Annotated in this window: 18 protein-coding genes; 15 read left to right on the forward strand and 3 right to left on the reverse strand. The window is 44.8% G+C overall.

Annotated features, from left to right (window positions below):
• The first annotated feature begins 169 nt into the window (after positions 1-169).
• The 4 genes from GWO68_RS00220 to bshB1 all read left to right on the forward strand — a co-directional run bounded on the left by GWO68_RS00220 (position 170) and on the right by bshB1 (position 4,041).
• Positions 170-1,033 carry a sigma-70 family RNA polymerase sigma factor gene (locus GWO68_RS00220; RefSeq protein ID WP_025605096.1) on the forward strand — a complete coding sequence of 288 codons (864 nt, stop codon included), beginning with the start codon at positions 170-172 and terminating at the stop codon, positions 1,031-1,033.
• Between the two features lie 150 nt (positions 1,034-1,183).
• Positions 1,184-2,122: a thioredoxin-disulfide reductase gene (gene trxB, locus GWO68_RS00225; protein WP_162344389.1), complete on the forward strand. Its 939-nt coding sequence runs from the start codon at positions 1,184-1,186 to the stop codon at positions 2,120-2,122.
• Between the two features lie 87 nt (positions 2,123-2,209).
• Positions 2,210-3,310: a M23 family metallopeptidase gene (locus GWO68_RS00230; protein ID WP_235941880.1), complete on the forward strand. Its 1,101-nt coding sequence runs from the start codon at positions 2,210-2,212 to the stop codon at positions 3,308-3,310.
• 11 nt (positions 3,311-3,321) lie between these two features.
• Positions 3,322-4,041, forward strand: a complete 720-nt coding sequence (gene bshB1, locus GWO68_RS00235; RefSeq protein WP_162344390.1) for a bacillithiol biosynthesis deacetylase BshB1 — start codon at positions 3,322-3,324, stop codon at positions 4,039-4,041.
• A 68-nt stretch (positions 4,042-4,109) separates the two neighbouring features.
• Here bshB1 and accC read toward each other — a convergent pair whose 3' ends face one another.
• Positions 4,110-5,609 (reverse strand): acetyl-CoA carboxylase biotin carboxylase subunit, encoded by a 1,500-nt coding sequence (gene accC, locus GWO68_RS00240; RefSeq protein WP_162344391.1) that lies wholly within the window; start codon positions 5,607-5,609, stop codon positions 4,110-4,112.
• 211 nt (positions 5,610-5,820) lie between these two features.
• Here accC and GWO68_RS00245 point away from each other — a divergent pair, with 211 nt between their 5' ends.
• Entirely contained in the window at positions 5,821-7,059 is a 1,239-nt protein-coding gene (locus tag GWO68_RS00245; RefSeq protein ID WP_162344392.1) for an aminotransferase class I/II-fold pyridoxal phosphate-dependent enzyme, read from the forward strand.
• A 106-nt stretch (positions 7,060-7,165) separates the two neighbouring features.
• Complete coding sequence (locus GWO68_RS00250) at positions 7,166-7,357, forward strand: histone H1 (RefSeq protein ID WP_162344393.1); 192 nt, start codon at positions 7,166-7,168, stop codon at positions 7,355-7,357.
• 78 nt (positions 7,358-7,435) lie between these two features.
• Here GWO68_RS00250 and tyrS read toward each other — a convergent pair whose 3' ends face one another.
• Entirely contained in the window at positions 7,436-8,740 is a 1,305-nt protein-coding gene (gene tyrS, locus GWO68_RS00255; protein WP_162344394.1) for a tyrosine--tRNA ligase, read from the reverse strand.
• Positions 8,741-8,979: 239 nt separating this feature from the next.
• Here tyrS and holA point away from each other — a divergent pair, with 239 nt between their 5' ends.
• From holA to trmB, 9 genes are all read left to right on the forward strand, one after another.
• On the forward strand, positions 8,980-10,026 hold the full coding sequence (holA, locus tag GWO68_RS00260; RefSeq protein ID WP_162344395.1) for a DNA polymerase III subunit delta: 1,047 nt from the start codon (positions 8,980-8,982) through the stop codon (positions 10,024-10,026).
• A gap of 218 nt (positions 10,027-10,244) precedes the next feature.
• Positions 10,245-13,298 carry a tetratricopeptide repeat protein gene (locus tag GWO68_RS00265; RefSeq protein ID WP_162344396.1) on the forward strand — a complete coding sequence of 1,018 codons (3,054 nt, stop codon included), beginning with the start codon at positions 10,245-10,247 and terminating at the stop codon, positions 13,296-13,298.
• A 28-nt stretch (positions 13,299-13,326) separates the two neighbouring features.
• Complete coding sequence (locus GWO68_RS00270) at positions 13,327-15,015, forward strand: TonB-dependent receptor (RefSeq protein ID WP_162344397.1); 1,689 nt, start codon at positions 13,327-13,329, stop codon at positions 15,013-15,015.
• Positions 15,016-15,021: 6 nt separating this feature from the next.
• The gene (locus GWO68_RS00275; RefSeq protein ID WP_162344398.1) at positions 15,022-16,149 is read left to right on the forward strand and encodes an HU domain-containing protein; all 1,128 of its coding nucleotides are present in this window, start codon (positions 15,022-15,024) and stop codon (positions 16,147-16,149) included.
• A 1-nt stretch (position 16,150) separates the two neighbouring features.
• On the forward strand, positions 16,151-16,858 hold the full coding sequence (locus GWO68_RS00280; RefSeq protein ID WP_235941881.1) for a MotA/TolQ/ExbB proton channel family protein: 708 nt from the start codon (positions 16,151-16,153) through the stop codon (positions 16,856-16,858).
• Between the two features lie 2 nt (positions 16,859-16,860).
• Positions 16,861-17,259, forward strand: coding sequence for an ExbD/TolR family protein (locus GWO68_RS00285; RefSeq protein WP_162344399.1), 399 nt, complete (start codon positions 16,861-16,863; stop codon positions 17,257-17,259).
• A gap of 14 nt (positions 17,260-17,273) precedes the next feature.
• Entirely contained in the window at positions 17,274-18,155 is an 882-nt protein-coding gene (locus GWO68_RS00290; RefSeq protein ID WP_162344400.1) for a TonB family protein, read from the forward strand.
• A gap of 9 nt (positions 18,156-18,164) precedes the next feature.
• Positions 18,165-19,457 carry a bifunctional folylpolyglutamate synthase/dihydrofolate synthase gene (locus GWO68_RS00295; RefSeq protein WP_162344401.1) on the forward strand — a complete coding sequence of 431 codons (1,293 nt, stop codon included), beginning with the start codon at positions 18,165-18,167 and terminating at the stop codon, positions 19,455-19,457.
• 3 nt (positions 19,458-19,460) lie between these two features.
• Positions 19,461-20,126, forward strand: a complete 666-nt coding sequence (gene trmB, locus GWO68_RS00300; protein ID WP_162344402.1) for a tRNA (guanosine(46)-N7)-methyltransferase TrmB — start codon at positions 19,461-19,463, stop codon at positions 20,124-20,126.
• 183 nt (positions 20,127-20,309) lie between these two features.
• On the opposite strand, the gene trpF is transcribed toward trmB, so the two are convergent.
• Positions 20,310-20,930 carry a phosphoribosylanthranilate isomerase gene (gene trpF / locus GWO68_RS00305; RefSeq protein ID WP_162344403.1) on the reverse strand — a complete coding sequence of 207 codons (621 nt, stop codon included), beginning with the start codon at positions 20,928-20,930 and terminating at the stop codon, positions 20,310-20,312.
• Between the last annotated feature and the right edge of the window lie 109 nt (positions 20,931-21,039).

Consider the following 21,039-nt stretch of genomic DNA (forward strand, 5'->3'; position numbering starts at 1 on the left):
ATACCACCAGCAGGTAAGCTGTTGTGGTGTCAGGAGTTTTTATTTTTGGGTTAAGCGTGCATAGTCTTGAATTTATTCGTAATATGTAAGAACTTTGCGCGATTTTCTGGTGTTACCAAACCGAGCCCAAATTAACATTTCACCATTTTTGCATTTATAATATACTCTGATGAGACAACTCAAGATAAGCAAACAGATCACAAACCGCGAAAGCCAGTCGCTTGACAAATATTTGCAGGAGATTGGTAAAGTAGATTTGCTTACACCGGACGAGGAGGTTTCGTTAGCACAGAGAATCAAAGAGGGAGATCAGTTTGCACTTGAGAAACTAACAAAAGCCAACCTGCGCTTCGTGGTATCTGTTGCAAAACAGTACCAGAACCAGGGTCTGTCTTTAGGTGACCTTATTAACGAAGGTAACCTTGGTCTTATTAAAGCAGCAAAGCGTTTCGACGAAACAAGAGGTTTTAAATTTATCTCTTATGCCGTTTGGTGGATCCGTCAGTCCATTCTGCAGGCATTGGCCGAGCAGTCGCGTATTGTGCGTTTACCACTAAACCGTGTTGGTTCGCTTAACAAGATATCCAAGTCATTCTCGGAACTGGAGCAGAAATTTGAACGCGAGCCATCGCCGGAAGAAATTGCTGAGGTACTGGAACTGACAACCGCGGAGGTAGTTGATACCCTGAAGATTTCCGGCCGCCACGTATCCGTGGATGCCCCGTTTGTGCAAGGCGAAGAAAACCGTTTGCTGGACGTATTGGAAAACGAAGACGAAGAATCGCCGGACATGGGTCTGATGAACGACTCGCTTCGCAAAGAAGTACAGCGTGCCCTTTCTACGTTAACCAAGCGCGAAGCCGATGTAATTACGCTATACTTTGGCCTGAACGGAGAGCACTCGCTGACACTGGAAGAAATAGGTGAGAAATTTAACCTGACCCGTGAGCGTGTTCGCCAGATCAAAGAAAAAGCGATCAGAAGATTGCGTCATACTTCCAGAAGCAAAGCATTGAAACCATACTTAGGCTAAGCCTATAGTTTGTAAAGCAAAAGCCCCGGCTGCAAGTCGGGGCTTTTGTCGTTTCAGCCGGTTGTTTGCCCTATTTATACCCACCGGATGCAGGCAAAGGAACAGATTTTTTGTATACTTGCAACCAAATTCAAATTGCACTGCATTTCCATGGAAATAGAAAAAGTAAAATGCCTTATTATCGGTTCCGGCCCTGCCGGTTACACCGCTGCCATATATGCTTCTAGAGCCGGACTATCACCTGTACTTTATCAGGGATTGCAACCTGGTGGCCAGCTTACCATTACCAACGATGTTGAGAACTACCCAGGCTACCCGGAGGGAATAAAAGGCCCGGAAATGATGGAAGACTTTAAAAAGCAGGCCGAGCGTTTTGGTACCGATGTGCGCTATGGTATTGCTACAGCAGTAGACTTTTCCGGTCAGCCACATAAAGTAACCATTGACGACCAAAAGGTAATAGAAGCAGATACAGTGATCATCTCAACAGGAGCATCGGCAAAATGGCTGGGTCTGGAGTCTGAAGCAAAGCTGAATGGTAACGGCGTATCAGCTTGTGCGGTTTGCGATGGCTTCTTTTACCGCGGACAGGATGTAGCTATAGTTGGTGCCGGCGATACAGCTGCCGAAGAAGCAACTTACCTGGCTAACCTATGCAGGAAAGTTTACATGATCGTGCGCCGCGAAGAAATGCGTGCTTCCATTATCATGCAGGAGCGTGTAAAGAAAACCCCGAACATAGAGATATTATGGAACTCTGTAACAGATGAAATTCTGGGAGATGATGTAGTAACTGGTGTGCGCGTTAAAAATGTACTGACCAACGAGACTACTGAAATTCCTGTAACTGGTTTTTTTGTTGCCATCGGTCATAAGCCAAACTCCGATATTTTTGCAGACTACCTTAACCTGGATGAGAACGGTTATATCCGCACTATTCCGGGCACCTCTAAAACCAATATTGATGGGGTTTTTGCCTGCGGCGATGTGCAGGATTATACTTACCGTCAGGCAGTTACAGCGGCTGGTTCTGGTTGCATGGCTGCTCTGGATGCGGAGCGTTACCTGGCTGCAAATGATTTGCATTAAAATTTTATAGTTTGTTGCCACCCGACCTGCACTATATTTCAGGTTGTAGTGTTGGGAGTTAACAATAAATTGGCTTTGAGTTAGTTTATGTATGCGAACAGCGCCATTATAACTGCTGAAAAGCCTTATTACAAAGCAATGCCAAAGTTTAAAAGTCCCTTATCAGTTGTACTTTTTTTTATGTGTTTTCTGTGCTTTACGCAAGGTGCAGAAGCTCAGAAAAAAGCCAAGGATCTGTTTAAGGTTAAATCGCCTAAGATACAATACGTTCGACCTGACACTACTATACTTATAAAGTATGAGGAGTTTGATGATGAGAATTCGGATGCAGGCAGATCGATAAACTTCAGCCCGAAGAAAGAGCTGTCTATAGTTAGCGAAGACACCAGCGAACTGGACCTGGGCGAACAACATATCCTGGAAGTATCAGATGAAGTGTTAATCGACTCGTCATGGATCAAGATTGCTGGTTATTATGCCATTTGGGATACACGTAACATTAACCCGTACCGGATGGATGCACGCCAGCTGAAAGATACAGTTGATGTTAAACTATACGACCCGCGATCTAACCGTAACTATAAAATGCCGTTGGTTAAAACGCCCGTTACCAGCCACTTCGGTCACAGAGGGTATCGCTGGCATTATGGTACTGACATTGACCTAGATACAGGCGATAGCATTTTTGCTGCTTTTGACGGCGTAGTGCGCATAAATAAATGGGATGGGAGTGGGTATGGTAACTATATTGTAGTTCGGCACTATAACGGATTGGAAACCTTGTACGGCCACATGAGTAAAGCCATTGCCAAGCCCGGCCAGTTTGTAAAGTCCGGCGACCTGCTTGGTTTAGGCGGTAGTACTGGCCGTAGTTCTGGTCCACACCTGCATTACGAAGTGCGTTACCAGGGTAACCCAATGGATCCGGAGTACATGTATGATTTCCCGGATTACCTGCTGAAAGGGCAGAATTTCCAGATAACATCAGCGCTGTTTAACTACTATAACAAAGCCAAAAAAAGCACAGCAAGCAGTGGCCGCAGATCTTATTACCACACCGTTCGTAAAGGAGACACATTATCCGGTATAGCCAAAAAGTATGGTGTATCGGCTAGCCAGGTTGCTAAACTAAACGGCATGAGTACACGTTCTACGCTTCGCGTGGGTAGGAAACTGCGTGTAAGATAACATTGACCTCTATGAAACTAGATATACTTGTTTTTGCCTCTCACCCCGATGATGCGGAGTTAGGTTGTTCAGGAACTATAGTAGCGCATATTGCTGCAGGTAAAAAAGTAGGTATAGTTGATTTAACGAGGGGAGAACTCGGAACCCGTGGCACGCCTGAAACACGCCTCGCTGAATCAGAAGCAGCTTCTCAAATTATGGGCCTAGCTGTAAGAGATAATCTTGATTTTGCCGATGGTTTTTTTGTAAACGATAAAGCGCACCAGTTAAAAGTAGTTCAGAAGATCCGGGAGTATAAACCTCAACTGGTAATCATGAATGCCATACATGACCGGCATCCGGACCATGGCAGGGGCTCACAGGTTGTATCAGAAGCGTGCTTTTTGGCAGGTCTTAAGATGATTGAAACTATAGGACCGGAAGGAGAGAAGCAGGAAGCCTGGAGACCCAAAGCAGTATATCATTACATACAAGACCGCTACATTAAGCCCGATGTGATCGTGGACATCACGCCCTACTGGGAACAGAAGCTTGAAAGTATACGCGCTTTCAAATCGCAGTTCTTTAACCCGAATGATACTTCCGAAAATACTTACATCTCTTCACCTGAGTTTATGGAGTTTTTAGAAGCTCGCGCTAAAGAGTTTGGCCATGCTATCGGGGTTACTTATGGCGAAGGCTTTACAGTGGAACGACACATTGGCGTAAAGAATTTATTTGATCTGATATAAGTATAGATTAATCATAAAACAGAAAAGGCGCTAACTATAGCGCCTTTTCTGTTTTAGTATAGTTTGTACTAAGTTCTGTTCTTTCTCCAGTTAGAAGTTATAGTTGCGTTTGTTGCAGCAGCATTATCAGCTATAGCTGGTTTTTGTTTCTGCATGAGCATAGCCGCTAAAGCTACTGCTATAGTTTCCTCCTCTTCCGTCGGCTTTGGTTTCAGGTCGTCAGGAGAGAAGTAGCGCTCTATAAACTTCGTATCAAAATTACCGCTTACAAAAGCATCGTGCTGTAACACGTATTTGCCAAATGGCAGCGTGGTTTCGATTCCTGTGATCTGGTACTCATCTATCGCCCGGATCATCTTTTCAATAGCTTCCTGGCGGTCTTTCCCAAACGTTACTAGCTTCGCGATCATCGGGTCATAATAGATCGGAATATCCATGCCTTGTTCAAAGCCATCATCTACGCGTACCCCCAGGCCTTGTGGGCGCTTATACGTTTCCAGTTTTCCGATATCCGGCAGGAAGTTATTGGTTGGGTCTTCGGCGTAAACACGCAGTTCCAGCGCATGGCCGTTTATAGTTAAGTCATCCTGGGCAAAAGCCAACGGCTTGCCTTCTGCTACTTGAATTTGCTCTCGTACCAGATCCAGGCCAGTTATCTGTTCGGTAACCGGGTGCTCTACCTGTAGGCGAGTGTTCATTTCCAGGAAGTAAAAGTTCAGGTTCTCATCTACCAGGAACTCAACTGTACCGGCACCTACATAATCACAGGCTTTAGCAACATTTACAGCACAGCGACCCATTTCATCGCGAAGTTCAGGCGTAAGTACTGCGGATGGAGCTTCTTCGATCACTTTCTGGTGACGACGCTGGATAGAGCATTCGCGCTCAAATAAGTGAACAATGTTACCATGCGTATCACCCAACACCTGTATTTCAATATGGCGTGGAGAGCCGATGTATTTTTCGATAAATACAGAGCCATCGCCAAACGCTGATGTAGCTTCGCTCACGGCCAGTTGCATCTGCTCTTCAAAAATGGCTACGCTATCCACTACACGCATACCTTTACCACCACCACCGGCGCTGGCTTTAATCAGTATCGGGAAACCGATCTTCTGAGCAATTTGCTTCGCTTCCTCTACATCGGTAATGGCATATTCGGTACCAGGTACCATAGGTATGTTATACTTGGCAACTGCAGCTTTTGCGGCCAGTTTGCTACCCATCAGTTCAATAGCTTCCGGCGAAGGACCTATAAAGATCAAACCAGCCGCCTCAACTGCCTTGGCAAAACCTGCATTCTCGGACAGGAAACCATAACCAGGGTGTATCGCATCTACGTTCAGGTTCTTACAAACCTCAATAATCACATCGCCGCGTAAGTATGATTCGTTAGATTTTGGGCCGCCAACGCAAACCGCTTCGTCGGCAAAACGTACATGCAGGGCATTGCGGTCGGCTTCGCTGTAAATGGCTACGGTCTTAATACCCATTTCTTTGGCTGTACGCATTACACGCAGGGCAATTTCGCCGCGGTTAGCTACTAATATCTTATTTATTTTTCTCATGCCGGAGCTGTGGTTATTCTATAGTTCAAAGAAACGGCTTTGCAGCCAAACATAAAAGCCATATATTTAAAAAAGGCTTTAAGTGCAAAGGTTTACATTGTAAATGATGCCGCAAAAACTTAAATTTGCGCAGCTTTATGCAAAAATTCGTATGAATGCATATAAAGCACGTTAAGACAGAAAATATCCAGATAACTTAATTATTACTCAAGTGGATTTATTTGAAAAACTGTTGACCAATAGAGGTCCATTAGGTAGCCACTCTCATTATGCGCATGGTTACTTTACTTTTCCGAAGCTGGAAGGGGAGATCGCTCCACGTATGAAGTTCAGAGGTAAGGATGTACTTACCTGGAGTCTGAACAATTACCTGGGCCTCGCTAACCACCCGGAAGTACGTAAGGCTGATGCTGAAGCGGCAGCGGAGTGGGGTATGGCTTATCCGATGGGTGCGCGTATCATGTCTGGTAACTCTAACCTGCACGAGCAGCTGGAGTCTGAGCTGGCTGAATTTGTTCAGAAGCCGGATGCATTGTTACTGAACTTTGGTTATCAGGGTGTAGTATCGATTATTGATGCGCTGGTTGACCGCCACGATGTTATCGTTTACGATGCTGAGTCGCATGCCTGTATTATTGATGGCCTGCGTCTGCACCAGGGTAAACGCTTTGTGTATGCACACAACGACATGGCCAGCCTGGAGAAGCAGTTAGAGCGTGCAACGCGTTGGGCTGAGAATACTGGCGGTGCTATACTTGTAATAACAGAAGGTGTGTTTGGAATGTCTGGTAACCTGGGCAGCCTGGACAAAGTGGTAGCGCTTAAAGAGAAATTCAACTTCCGTCTGTTTGTAGATGATGCACACGGTTTCGGTACGATGGGTAAAACAGGTGCCGGTACAGGTGAGCATTTAAATTGCCAGGATGGTATCGATGTATACTTCTCAACGTTTGCGAAATCTATGGCAAGCATCGGTGCGTTTGTTGCTGCTGATGAGCAGGTAGTAGAATACCTGCGTTATAACATGCGTTCGCAGATCTTCGCTAAATCGTTGCCGATGCCGCTGGTAGTTGGTGCCCTAAAGCGTTTGGAATTACTGCGCACACAGCCACAACTGAAAGAGCAACTATGGACCGTAGTTAATGCGCTTCAGTCTGGTTTGCGTGAAAAAGGCTTTAATATCGGTACAACTACATCGCCGGTAACACCTGTTTTCCTGAACGGTCAGATACCTGATGCGACACAGTTAACGCTTGATCTTCGCGAAAACTTCAATATTTTCTGCTCAATCGTTGTTTACCCGGTAGTACCTAAAGATGTGATCATGCTGCGCCTTATCCCGACTGCGGCTCACACCCTGGATGATGTTAAAGAGACAATTGATGCGTTTGAGAAAATTGCACAAAAATTGGACAAAGGCTTGTACTCTAAGTCATCAGTTACCGCCTAGTTGGCTGTAAGGGCATATATTAAATTTTCTTAATTTTTGCTTCTTATTACTAAATGTGTATATTAGAGCTATTAAATCAAATGTTTCACTATAACAAATAGCTCTAATGAACAACAACTTTAGCAAACTGAGAGACCTTGTAATGTCGCTTGAATCTGATTTCGAAAAGTTCTACGACAAAAACAACGCAGCTGCAGGTACACGTGTACGTAAAGGCATGCAGGATCTGAAAAACATGGCTCAGGACATCCGTAAGGAAGTTCAGGACATGAAAAACAGCACTGCTGATAAAAAATAGTAATCTTACAGACTACTACAAATAAAAAAGGTGAACTGAAAAGTTCACCTTTTTTATTTGTAACTAACTATAAATCAGTTAGTTAACTGTAATCAAATAGTAATTCTTCTTTCCCTTCTGCACAACCAGGTATTTATCCTGCAGCAATTCAAAGTTTACCGCATCTTCCGGGTTCTGCACTTTCTGGCGGTTTACGCTTACGCCTCCGTTCTTTATCATGCGCTTTGCTTCGCCTTTCGATTCAAATATCTGGCTGCTGGTAATATCAGAAAGCAGGTCGCTTATAGTTTGCGCTTCAGTATAAGATGACTTAGTGATTTCTATCTGAGGTACACCTTCGAACACTGAGAGCAGAATCTCCTCTTTTAAGCCTTTTAAGGTCTCTAAATCACCTTTTCCGAATAAAATTTCTGAGGCATCGATAGCAGAAATATAGTCTTCTTCGGAGTGCACACGAATTGTAACATCTTTAGCTAAGGCTTTCTGTAGAACGCGCAGGTGCGGCGCCTGTTTGTGCTCTTCTGTAAGGCGTTCAATTTCTTCTTGAGGTAATAATGTATATACCTTTATCAGCTTTTCAGCTTCTTCATCCGACAGGTTTAGCCAGAACTGGTAAAACTTATAAGGGGAGGTTAACGTAGGGTTCAGCCAGATATTTCCGCCCTCTGATTTTCCGAACTTGGTACCATCTGATTTAGTAACCAGTTTGCCAACCAATGCAAACGCTTTACCACCATCCATTCTGCGAATAAGTTCGGTACCGGTTGTGATGTTACCCCACTGGTCTGAAGCACCCATCTGCAGCTTTACACCTTTGTTCTTATACAAATGATAGAAGTCATAACCTTGTATAAGCTGGTACGAGAACTCGGTAAATGATAAGCCTTCGGCACGGTCGCCTTCCTCATCAGCGCTGATGCGTTTTTTAACCGAGTCTTTGGCCATCATATAGTTTACTGTCAGGTGCTTGCCCACTTCACGCAGGAAACCCAGGAAACTGAATTCTTTGAACCAGTCATAGTTGTTCACGATCTCGGCAGAGTTGGCACCAGCGTTAAAATCCATGAACTTCTCGAGCTGGGCTTTTATACCTTCCTGGTTTGCACGTAGGGTTGCCTCGTCCAGCAAATTACGTTCGGCTGACTTACCTGATGGATCGCCGATCATACCGGTAGCACCACCAACCAATGCAACAGGTTTATGGCCGGCACGCTGCAGGTGTACCAATAGCATGATAGTTGCCAGGTTACCGATGTGTAAAGAGCTTGCGGTCGGGTCGAAGCCAATGTAGCCGGTGGTCATGCCAGATGCCAGTTGCTCTTCGGTGCCGGGCATGAAATCGTGGAGCATGCCTCTCCATCTTAGTTCTTCTATCAGGTTCATCTATACTTTAATTCTTCTATTCTCAGCAAATATAAAAAAGAGTTGGCAGTTAACACGGCTATACTTTAAATGATGGCCGAAGAAAGTATAAATAGGTTTTTAAAGTATAGCCAACTTTAGTATCCTTCTAAATTATAAAACATGCACCTACCTGATGGCTTAAACTATAAGTTTATTCTTCATCTTTCGGGCTTATACCTTAAATTTGTGTAGCTATACTTTTGACTTTAACCACACTCATGGCCCATACACCTGAAGGCATTTTAGAGCAGCTCAAAAAGCGGGAATTTGCACCTGTATACTTTCTGCAGGGCGAAGAGCCTTACTACATCGATCTGATATCGGATTACATAGAGCAGCATGCGTTGCAGGAACATGAAAAGGGCTTTAACCAGGTTGTGATTTATGGAAAAGATGTAGACGTGGCGACAGTTTTGCTGCAAGCCAAGCGTTTCCCGATGATGGCCGACCGTTCGGTAGTTATAGTTAAGGAAGCCCAGAGTATACAGGATATTGATAAAGAAGACCCTGCCAAGTTGCTGGAAGCCTACCTTAAAAATCCGCTACCATCAACTATACTTGTTTTTGCCTATAAGCATAAAACATTGGATGGCCGCAAAGCGCTGTCGAAGGCCTTTGCGCAACATTCGGTGATGCTTACTACCAAAAAGCTGTACGATAACCAGGTGCCTGCATGGGTTACCAGTTACCTGAAAAGCAAAAGTATAAAAGCAACGCCGCAGGCCGTACAGCAGTTGAGCGAGTTTATAGGCGCAGACCTGAGCCGTTTGGCAAACGAAATTGATAAGCTTTTACTGAACCTGAAACCTGGCCAGACGATTGATGAGCGTGTGGTACAGGAGAATGTTGGCATCAGTAAAGAGTATAACATTTTCGAACTACAAGCTGCTATCATTGCCCAGGACGTGCTGAAGGCCAACCGCATTGTCAACTACTTTGAAGCCAATCCAAAAAATAACCCGGTTATACCTAACATTGGGATGCTATTTTCGTTTTTCACGAAGTTGCTGAGTTTGCATGCCGCAGCCGATAAATCGGAGGGCGGGCTAAAAAAACTGTTGGGGCAGCAGGCCTGGAAAGTGAAGGAATTTCAGCATGCGATGCGCATTTACCCGATAAACAGGGTAGTAGATATTATTCACTATTTACGGGAAGCGGACCTGCAATCGAAAGGTATAACGGGGGGCGATATGAGCGAGGCGGATATACTTCGGGAATTAGTATTTAAGATCCTGCATCCTGTTCCGAAAACGTTGGCCATCTAATTTTACGTGGGTATACAATAATTCAGCTAGCAGGACATTATATACTTGTTACCCTATATTTTGTTTGCCGGCAACTATAGGTTATGAAAACAGGACCGGTACACGTCGGTAAAAATTGTTAACTTTGATTGAAGTGGCGCGTACAGTTCGCCATTTATACTTTATATTATTCAAAACGATATTGCTCTGACCAAGTCAGGTCGTTTTATAAAAACACGATGAAGATAGCGTACAAAATAGCACTGGCATCCGTACTCGCAGGAGGTTCTCATGTAGTGGTGGCCCAGAACACGCAGGTTTTTACAGCCAAAGATAAATACTTTCATGAGGGACTTGAGCTTTTTGACCGTGCCAAGTATGGCGCCGCTCAGGAAGCATTCCGGAAATACATCGAACTGATCGGCGACAACGCCAAAACGGCCGATGCGCAATATTATTACGCACTGAGTGGTTTATACTTGCTGCACCCTGATGCGGAACAGCTTATCCTGAACTTTGCCAAAAACTACCCGGCGCACCCAAAAACGGCGCTTGCTAACTACGAACTGGGCTTATACTACTTTGAGCAGAAAGACTATAAAAAAGTTGTAGACCTGCTGAAAAAGGCACCAACGCACTTGCTCAGTATAAAACAGAACAAGGAGCTGGAGTTTAAGCTGGGATATTCCTATTTCGCTACCAAAGATTTTGCGAACGCGAAACTATACTTCGATAAGAACAAGACGACCGGTTTCCGGGAAGATGAGCACCGCTTTGCCTATGCATCCAACTATTACGCTGGTTACATCGCGTACCGCAACGGCGATTATGCAGCCGCCAAAAAAGACCTGCTGATTGCTGAGAAAAATGAAGCCTATGCGCAAATCGTACCTTACATGATCACGGAGATTTTGTATAAGGAAAATGATGTGTATGAAGTGATCCGTTACGGTGAAGCAGCTTTAGCCAAAACACCAAAAGTTCAGCAAGCCGATGAGATAGCGCTTTTAGTAGGGGATGCTTATTATCAGCGGGCTGACTACAAAACGGCAGATAAATTTTTCAACCAATACGCCCAGGGTAAAAAGTCTTTAGATCCGGTAATTCAGTACAAACTGGCTTATACCGACTATAAGAACAACAACTATAAAGAGGCTATCACCAATTTTAAAGCTGTAGCGCTTAAAAAAGATGCGCTGGGGCAAAATGCGGCTTATTACCTTGGCTTAAGCTACCTGCGCGAAAACAACAAGCAGTTCGCACAAACCGCTTTCGACCAGGCCCGCAAAAACGACCACGACAAAGATGTGACCGAAGCCGCTACCTTAAAGTATGCGCAGGTGAGCTACGAACTTGGTAACTATAGAGAAGTCATCAATTCGCTTACCACCTTTGGCAAAGACTACCCGGACTCTGACCAGACCAATGAGGCCGATGATTTGTTAAGCGAAGCCTACTTCAGCTCTAACAACTACCCGGAAGCTATTCGCCATATCGAGAGCATGCCGAAGAAGAGTTACAAGATTTTAACAACTTATCAGCGTGTGACTTATCTGCATGGTGTTAATCTTTTTAACGAAGCTAAATTCCCGGCAGCTGTGGCTATGTTAGATAAGTCGTTGCAGTACCCTTATGATAAAGAAGTAACCGCTGCATCGCATTTTATAAAAGGGGAAGCTTACTCTGTTGGGCAGCGTTATAACGATGCTATTAACAGTTATGCGGCCGTTTTCCGTAATACCACAGCTGCAAAATCTGATTATTACCTAAAGTCGCGCTACGGTATTGGGTATGCCTACTATAACACCAAGCAGTATGACAAGGCGCTGCCACATTTCCGGGAATTTGTGAACGGCACCAAGCCGGGCAACCCAAACCACTACGATGCCATGCTACGCCTTGCTGACCTGTATTATGTTAGCAAAAACTATAAGCAGGCCGAAGACCTCTACGATAAAGTAATTGCCTCTAATTCGCCGGATAAAGATTATGCTTATTTCCAGCGTGGGGTGCTGGCTGGTATAACCGGTAACAAGGCACAAGCCGAACAGAACCTGAAGAAGGTACTTGCCGAGTTCCCGCAATCGCGTTACGCCGATGATGCCCAATACCAGGCCGCTATACTTGACTTTGAAGCAGGAAACTATGGTCCGGCTGTGGCAGGCTTTACCCAACTAATAAATTCAGGGTCTACGAGCAAGCTTATACCAAATGCACTGCTTAAACGCGGACAGGCGAATGCAAACCAAGGCAAACACAACGAAGCCATTCAGGATTTCAAACGTGTGCTGGATGAATTTCCATCGTCTAAAGTAGCAAGTGGTGCCTTGTATAGTTTACAGGAGTCGCTGGCAGCACAGAACCGAAACGAAGAATTTGATGCTTACCTGGCTAAGTATAAATCCAACAACCCGGAAAGTACGGCCTTGGAAAGTATTGAGTTTGAAGCCGCTAAGACCTTGTACTTCAATGAAAAGTATGAGCAGGCAGTAACCAAACTGGAAGCCTATTTAACTGCTTATCCGAAAAGTCCGTTTGTGAATGATGCCCGCTACTTCTTAGCAGATTCGTACCTGAAACAGAACAACAACCAGGCTGGTCTGCAGCGCATGAAGGAAGTTATTGCCGAGAACAAATCGGAATACGTGAACCGTGCGATACAGAAAGTAGCCGACCTGGAATTTGCAGCAAAGAACTATAGAGAAGCCATTAAATACTATAGCCGCCTGCGCGATGTTGCCGCAAACCGCAAGGAACAGCAGAATGCGCTTACCGGTTTAATGATGAGCTATTATAACACCAACGACTATGCAAACAGCAAGCGTATTGCCAGCGAACTGATCAGTCAGGGTAATGCTGCGATTAACGCTTATAATACGGCCATGCTGTACAAAGCAAAATCGACTTATGCGCAAGGTGACCTGGTGCAGGCGCTGAAAGAATTTAAAGAAACGGCTGCGGCTGCATCGGACGTACATGGCGCCGAAGCGCAATACATGGTTGCTGAAATATTGTATAAGCAGAAGAAATATAAAGAGTCGCTGGATGAAGCCTTTGCCTTTAATAACAAGTTCTCGAATCATGATTACTGGTTAGGGAAAGCGTTCCTCATCATTGCCGATAACTATACAGCTCAGAACGAACTCTTCCAGGCAAAGGCAACCCTTAATTCGATTATTGAAGGGTCGCCGGTTGCTGAGATAGTGGAAGAAGCAAAAGTGAAGCTGGACAAACTTAATGGCGGCAAAGGTGCTGATACAACTAACGTTAATCCGGAAGGTCAGCAGAAGTAACATACAGTATAAGACAGAGAAGCACAAGATGAAAAATAAGATAAGAAAAGCATCGCTGGCCATTGTGTTGTGTGTTGGCTACGCATTTATGAACTCGGCGCAAGCACAGAATAACGGCTGGGGTGAAGGAGCAAAGCTGGAGGATGCCGAAGTAGTAGTTGAAAAGAACCGCGTTATAGAACTGCCGAACGCAGCCCGAAACTTTGAGAAATTTAAAGTGGAGCCGCCGTCGGTAGCTGATAAAACTATAAAGTACCGTTTCCAAGATTACCGTTTGCCGTCTCAGGACATTGAGTTGCAGATGCGCGTGCTGACTATAAAGCAGGACGAACTGACAAAACTATACGGCAACTATCTGAAAGCCGGCTTCGGTAACTATGCTACACTATACTTAAAAGGCTATTTCCACAACAAGCGCTCCGAAACTTCATCGTATGGCGCGGAGGTAAGCCATGTGGGTTCGGCGCGTGGCCCTGAAGTACAGAGCCAGTCGGCGGTTTCCAATACGAGCGTTGGTGTACATGGCGAGCGCTTTTTACCTGGCTTTACTATTGGTGGTCGCTTAGGCTACGAGCGCGACAAGAACCATTTTTACGGATATGCGCCAGCTTTAAAAGCTGAAGTGGACAAAGACACCACTAAGCAGATCTTTAACCGGATCAATGCAAACGGGTACATCCATAACCAGACATCTGATTCGCCGCTGTTATACAAGGCAGGTATAAAACTGAATTACCTGAACGACCGTTACGACATGAGCGAAGCAAACGTGGCGCTTAACCTGAACTCGGAATATGCCATTGATACACTTTCAGGTTTCCGAGTAGATGCAGACCTGTCTTTTGTGTCGCATAAAGATTCCAGCAGCGTATCACGTCCTTTCTTTAAACTGAACCCAAGTTACGAGCGCCAGTTTGGCGTTGCCCGTGTAATGATCGGTGCAAACGTAGCCTATACCGGCGATGAAGTAAATGATGCCCGTAAGTTTAACATCTATCCGCAGATACGTTTAGGCTTAGAGCCTATTAAAGATAACCTTTTGGTATACTTTGGATTAGGTGGGGATTTGCAAAGAGTTACTTTATATGAGCTGACCAAAGAAAATCCGTGGATAGCACCGAAGGTTGATGTAGCTGATATCAATAAAGGTTTAGAAGTATATGGTGGTTTTTCTGCCAATTTATCGAACTATGTGCACCTTACCGGGCGTGTGGCTTACCAGAATTACCGCAACCTATACTTCTACAACAACTCCAAAGCCGATTCGACCAAGTTTGACCTGGTGTATGACGATGGTGTAACAAATGTTTTAAATATTTATTCGGAAGCAGTTTTCGATTATATCGACGAAGTACGCCTTGGTTTAAAGCTTGATTATAACAAGTATAACACGGCATCCTTAGACCAGCCCTTCCACCGTCCGGAGCTGATGGCGAGTGTTTTTGGTACCTATAACTTCTACGATAAGATTCTCTTTAATTCAGAACTTTACTATATTGGGAGTTCTTTCGGACGTGTGTACAGACCAGACGGTACTTTTGTAACTCGCGAGACAGACAACATTATAGATCTTAACCTGAAAGCGGACTATAAGTTTACAAGTAACTTTACCGTATTTTTGATGGCTAATAATTTATTGGGCAACAAATACGAAAGGTTTGTAAATTACCCCGTGAAGAGTATAAACGTGATAGGAGGCGTTACCTATTCATTCTAGTAACCTATGGTAGCAAAGCACATTAAGTCCTTGCTCTATGACCACGACTGTGTCATCATCCCGGGATTTGGCGGGCTGATAACCCGTTATGTACCGGCCGTGGTGCACCCGGTAAAACATACCATTACGCCACCATCCAAGCGGGTGGCCTTTAACGAGAAGCTAATTTTAACCGATGGCCTGCTCATCAACACGATTGCCTACCATAATGGCATTTCGACAGTTGATGCACAGCAATTGGTAGCGGCTTTTGTTAACCAGGCGAACGATCAATTGAAAACCGATAACCGCTTTGAATTAAGCGATATTGGTGTTTTCAGGTATAATGCAGCGCACCGCCTGGAGTTTGAATATAAAGAAGGTGACAACCTGCTGGAGGCCAGCTTTGGCTTACCAGAGATAACGGCAAGACCAGTGAGGGCAGAGGAATCTGTGGTGCTGCGTACCTTGCTGAAAGACCGCGAGCAGGCGCAACCACAGCAAGGCACTAAACTTAAGCGCCGCCTGCGCAAGGTGTATACTACAGCTGCCGGTTTAGTAATTGCCGGCCTTACCGGTTCTGCTCTATACTTATTATCGTTACAGACAGAGTATAACCTGAGCAGCCTCAACCCGATCACTTTATTTACTTCCGGCACGTTGGGCAGCCATACTTCAGCAAACATCCAGTATACTTCAGACTTTACGCCTCTTTCGCTTTCTGAACGCCAGTTAGCTTACCAGGAGATGTTACGAACTACGGAGTTTGGAGAAGCAGCCATTCTTGCAACAGAAACTGAAACTATAGCAGACGAAATAGCTGATATTGATAGTGTTGCTTTAGCTATTCAGGCTGAACCTGAATTAAATCAGGAAGTTATAGTGGAAGAAATAGCTGAGCCAGTGCTAACAATAAGTGAAAAGACAGACCGTTTTTATATTATTACCGGCGGTTATGCCCGTTTACAGAACGCCGAAACTGGTCGCGATGCAGTAAGAGCTAATGGCCACGACGGCAAAGTGCTGACTCCTTTAAAAGGCAGCCGCTTGTTCCGCGTTTCGGTAGCTGATTTTGCCACGGCCGAGGAAGCACAAGGCGCCATGAACCAATACAGAAAAACATACGGAGACTCCATCTGGGTACTTAACAACTAATATGCTATCTATCTTATTACAAATCACTACCAGCGCACCTGCCGATACAACTACGCTTGCAGCAGGTACTGAAGCTGCCGCCGAAACATCTGTTTCCCTTATCGACCTTACCCTGGCCGGTGGCTGGGCAATGTATCCGCTGGCGCTGCTTTCGTTGGCTGCGGTTTACATTTTTGTAGAGCGCTATCTAACATTAAAAAAAGCTGCTAAAAACCCGGAAGGCTTTAACGACCGCATAAAGAGCATGGTACTGGCCGGCGATATTAATGGTGCTAAAATGCTTTGCGCTCAAACCAACACGCCTGTTTCCAGAATGCTTTCTAAAGGTATCAGCCGTATCGGTAACCCACTAAAGAACATCGAGACATCAATTGAGAACGTAGGTAAGATCGAGATCAGCCGCCTGGAGCGCAATTTATCTGGTCTGGCAACTATAGCTGGTGCCGCGCCAATGCTTGGTTTCCTAGGTACTGTAACCGGTATGATTCAGGCGTTCATTGCTATTGCGCAGGCCGAAGGCTCTATCAGTCCGAAACTACTTTCTGGTGGTATTTATGAAGCGATGGTAACGACAGCTGCTGGTCTGATCATTGGTCTACCGGCGTATGTAGGATATAACTACCTGGTTGGTAAAATCGACAGCATCGTGCATTCTATGGAATACTCGTCTATCGAATTCCTTGATCTGTTACAAGAACCACAACTATAAGCATGAATTTACGCTCTAAAAACAGGATAAGCGCCGAGTTCAGTATGTCGTCTATGACGGACATCATCTTCCTGCTGCTTATCTTCTTTATGCTTACTTCCAACTTCGTAACGCCTTCTGGTTTACCGGTTAGTTTGCCGTCCAGCAAAACGTCTAACATCGTAATGCAAAAGATCAGTGTAACGATAACGTCTGATCTGCGCTATGCATTAAATGACCAACCTGTTACAATTGAAAACCTGGAGCCACAGTTGGCAGCACTTTTGCAGGGAACCCAGGAAGGGGAAGGTGTCGTTGTATTACATGTAGATAAATCGGTACCGGTAGAGCACCTGGCCAGAGTGGCCGGTATTGCATCTAATCTGAAAGCAAAAGTTACACTGGCTACATTGCCGGAATAAGTATAAAAAGAATTATGTCATTAGCCTTATCACAGGAAGAAAAGAAGAATGAGCGTATTGCCGCCGGTATCAGCGTGGCGGTGCACTTAATTTTGCTTTTACTTCTGATCTATGTAATGGCTTGGCGCGCACCTGGGCCACCTGCTGAGGATATTGGTATTGAGCTGAACTATGGTCTGGATAATGTTGGCAGCGGTGACATCCAAACAATGGCGACGCCGAATGAATCGAAGAATGTGAAAGACAGCAAGCCTGCACCTACACAGCCTGATGCCGTACGGGAGCCAAAACCAACCGTTCAGCCTACGCCTCCGCAACCCGTAGAAACGCCAAAAGTACAGACCACCACAGCGGACGCGCCTGTTTCTGTAAAAGAAGAAGCCAAGCCGCAGCCTAAGGCCCAACCGAAGGAAGAAGTGATAGTTAAGAAAGAGGCTGAAAAGCCAAAAGCATTATACCCGGGTAAACCAACTACCAGCTCTGGCACCGGTAAAAGCGGAACATCAGATGAAGCAACCGGTAATAATAACGGCGATAACCCGGGCACAGTAGGCGACAAAGGCTCGCCGGAGGGTAAACTGGATGCCAAAGCGCTTTACGGTAAATCGGGTGGTGGCGCAGGCGGATCGCTGAACATGGCCGGATGGGGCTGGGGTGATATCCCGAAACCACGGGACACTTCAAGTGAAACCGGTAAAGTAGTTATTAAGATCACGATCAACCCGGATGGTACTGTAGAGAATGCAAGAGTTGTTGAATCAACTGTTTCGTCGCAGGTGGCTGAGATCTACCGCATGGAAGTATTTAAGAAAGCAACCTTTGTGCGCTTAGGTGGCAACGATGAGTACGGAAAAGGAGCCACAGGCTTTATAACCTATACAATAAAAACCAGATAGCCTATCGTAATGACCTATCAGGAAACGTTAGATTACCTATACCAGCAATTGCCGATGTTTCAACGCATCGGCAATGCTGCTTTTAAGAAGTCCCTCGACAATATTATTGCGCTTTGCAATGCCCTGGGCAACCCGCAACATACCTATAAAACTATACACGTAGGCGGTACCAACGGCAAAGGTAGCAGTTCGCATATGCTGGCCGCTATACTTCAGGAAGCAGGCTATAAAACCGGGCTTTATACTTCCCCGCACTTAAAATCCTTTACCGAGCGCGTGCGTGTAAACGGGATTGAACTGCCGCAGCAATACCTTATTGATTTTGTAGAGAACTATAAACTTCTGTTTGAAGAAGTTCAGCCGTCTTTTTTCGAGATGACCGTGGCGCTAGCTTTTCAGTATTTTGCGGATGAAAAGGTAGACGTAGCCGTAATAGAAGTAGGTTTGGGTGGCAGACTGGATTCTACCAACATCATTACCCCGGAAGCTTCTTTGATCACTAATATCGGTTTTGACCACCAGGCGCTTTTAGGGAATACTTTACAGGAAATAGCAGGAGAGAAAGCTGGCATCATAAAACCTAACATTCCGGCAACTATAAGCTTAAAGCAACCTGAAACGGAAAGTGTATTTAAAGCGAAAGCAGCAGAAGTAAATGCCCCATTATACTTTGCCACCGATACCTATAGTGTTGCCCTTAAAAGCCATAGTTTAGAGCAGCAGGTTTTTGATGTGTACCGCAGCGATGAACTTTACTTAGCAGACCTGAAACTGGACCTGACAGGTATTTACCAGCGCTATAACCTTCCAGGTGTGCTGCAAACTATAGAACTGCTTAAAGAACGTGGCTTTTTAATAACTGAAGAAGCAATCAGAAGCGGGCTGGCGAATACCAAACAACTAACCGGGTTGAAGGGGAGATGGCAGGTGCTTAACTATAGTCCGTTAACTATTTGTGACACTGGGCATAACGTGGATGGAATTAATCAGATACTTGCACAGTTACAAAGCCTGCAGCCTAAACAGGTACACTTTGTTTTTGGGGCGGTAAACGATAAGGATATTACTAATATCCTGGAAATGCTGCCTAAAAACTATAGTTACTATTTCTGCCAGGCGAGTATACCTCGTGCTTTACCAGTTACAGAATTGCAGCAGCAAGCTGATAAAGTTGGTTTAAGGGGCAAGAGCTATAGTTCTGTAGCAGAAGCAGTACAGGCAGCTAGGGAAAATGCGGCTCCGGATGAGGTTATATTTATTGGTGGCAGTACCTTTTTGGTAGCAGAGATTGAAGAACTATAAATAATGGGAAGATCTAAGTTAGAGAAATTCGCGACGATAGCTGAACGTGACAACGTGGTGCAGGATGGCGATGAGAAGTATGGAAACCTGAAAGGCAAGTGGCGTTCAGAGCATTTTGGCAACAATAACCCGATTGTATTAGAAATTGGTTGCGGCCGCGGTGAGTATACGGTAGGTATGGCGCGTTTGCATCCTGAAAAGAATTTCATCGGCATCGATATCAAAGGCAACCGAATCTGGAAAGGAAGCACGATGGCTGTAGAAGAAGGGCTGGAAAATGTAGCGTTCCTGCGTACATTTATCGAAACCGTTTCGGACCATTTTGCTGAAGGCGAAGTAGATGAGATCTGGATCACGTTCCCGGACCCCCGCCCGAAAGACCGAGATATTAAGCGCCGACTTACATCGCCCCGTTTCCAGGAAATGTACCAGTATATGCTGAAGCGCGACGGCATCATTCACCTGAAAACAGATAATCAGCCATTATTTGATTATACCTTAGAAGTTTTACAGGACAGAAAAATAAAGCACCTGGTCTCAACCACTGACCTTTATTCTTCAGACCTCCAGGAGCACACCATGGGCATCTATACCACTTACGAAAAACGCTACCTTGCAGAAGGCATTGCCATCAAATACCTGCAGTTTAAACCAGTTAGGGAAAGTTAGAAAGTTAGTGAATTATAGATTTTTGGAGTTGAAAAATTGAGAGGTTAGAAAATAATATAAAGTCTTCGTTCTCCTTAAAAACTATAGTTTTATAAAATATAAACGCCCGCTGAACTATAGTTTCAGTGGGCGTTTTCGTTTAAAACTTTCTAACTTATATCTTTCTAACTTTCTAACTATAGATCAGTCTTCCAGTTCTTCAAATATGTCCTGGAACTCGTCGAAGTTTTTGTAGCCCGGGCGTATTTCTTCGCCACCTTGTAAGCCGATGCCGGTTGGTCTAACTTTCTCGATCAGGTTGTTTACATTCTCTTTCTGAAGTCCGAAGCCAATGTAAACCTGGTGTTTTTTAGCGACTTCTTTTAGCAGTTTTTCGTTGGTGCCGTCTATAGTTTTAAAGTCTGTAGAGTATATAATGAAGCTATCCACATAGGGACTGTAGAGGTCCATCATTTCCAACAGTTCGCTTACCACCGTATCTTTATTGATGAATACTTTTTGGATAACCGGGCGGTTGATCTCTTCAATTTCGTCGATCAGGTAGGGAGTATCCAGTTGTATCAGGTCCAGGTTAAATTCATCGGCCAGCTCGTTTATGATTTCCGGTTTGGCTCTTTCGAACTCGCCGGCCAGTTTTACACCTGATACCCAGCCAGCAATTTCTTTCAGTGTTTGCGGCTGCACCCGGTTCGGGTCGTCCAGTTTCAGGTTAAACCCAATTACGTCTACACCCATGCCGGCACAGTAACGTGCATCGCTTAGGTTATTCACTCCATTTACTATTACTGAGGTACGTAGGCCCATATTATCTATTAACTTAAACTATAAGTTCGTTCTTCGGTTATACATTCAAGTGCAAAAGTAAGCCCGATTAGCTTTTCAAAGCAACAATTTTCAGCTATAACTATAATTT

It is taken from the genome of Pontibacter fetidus (genome assembly GCF_010119545.1).
GTDB classification, from domain to species: domain Bacteria; phylum Bacteroidota; class Bacteroidia; order Cytophagales; family Hymenobacteraceae; genus Pontibacter; species Pontibacter fetidus.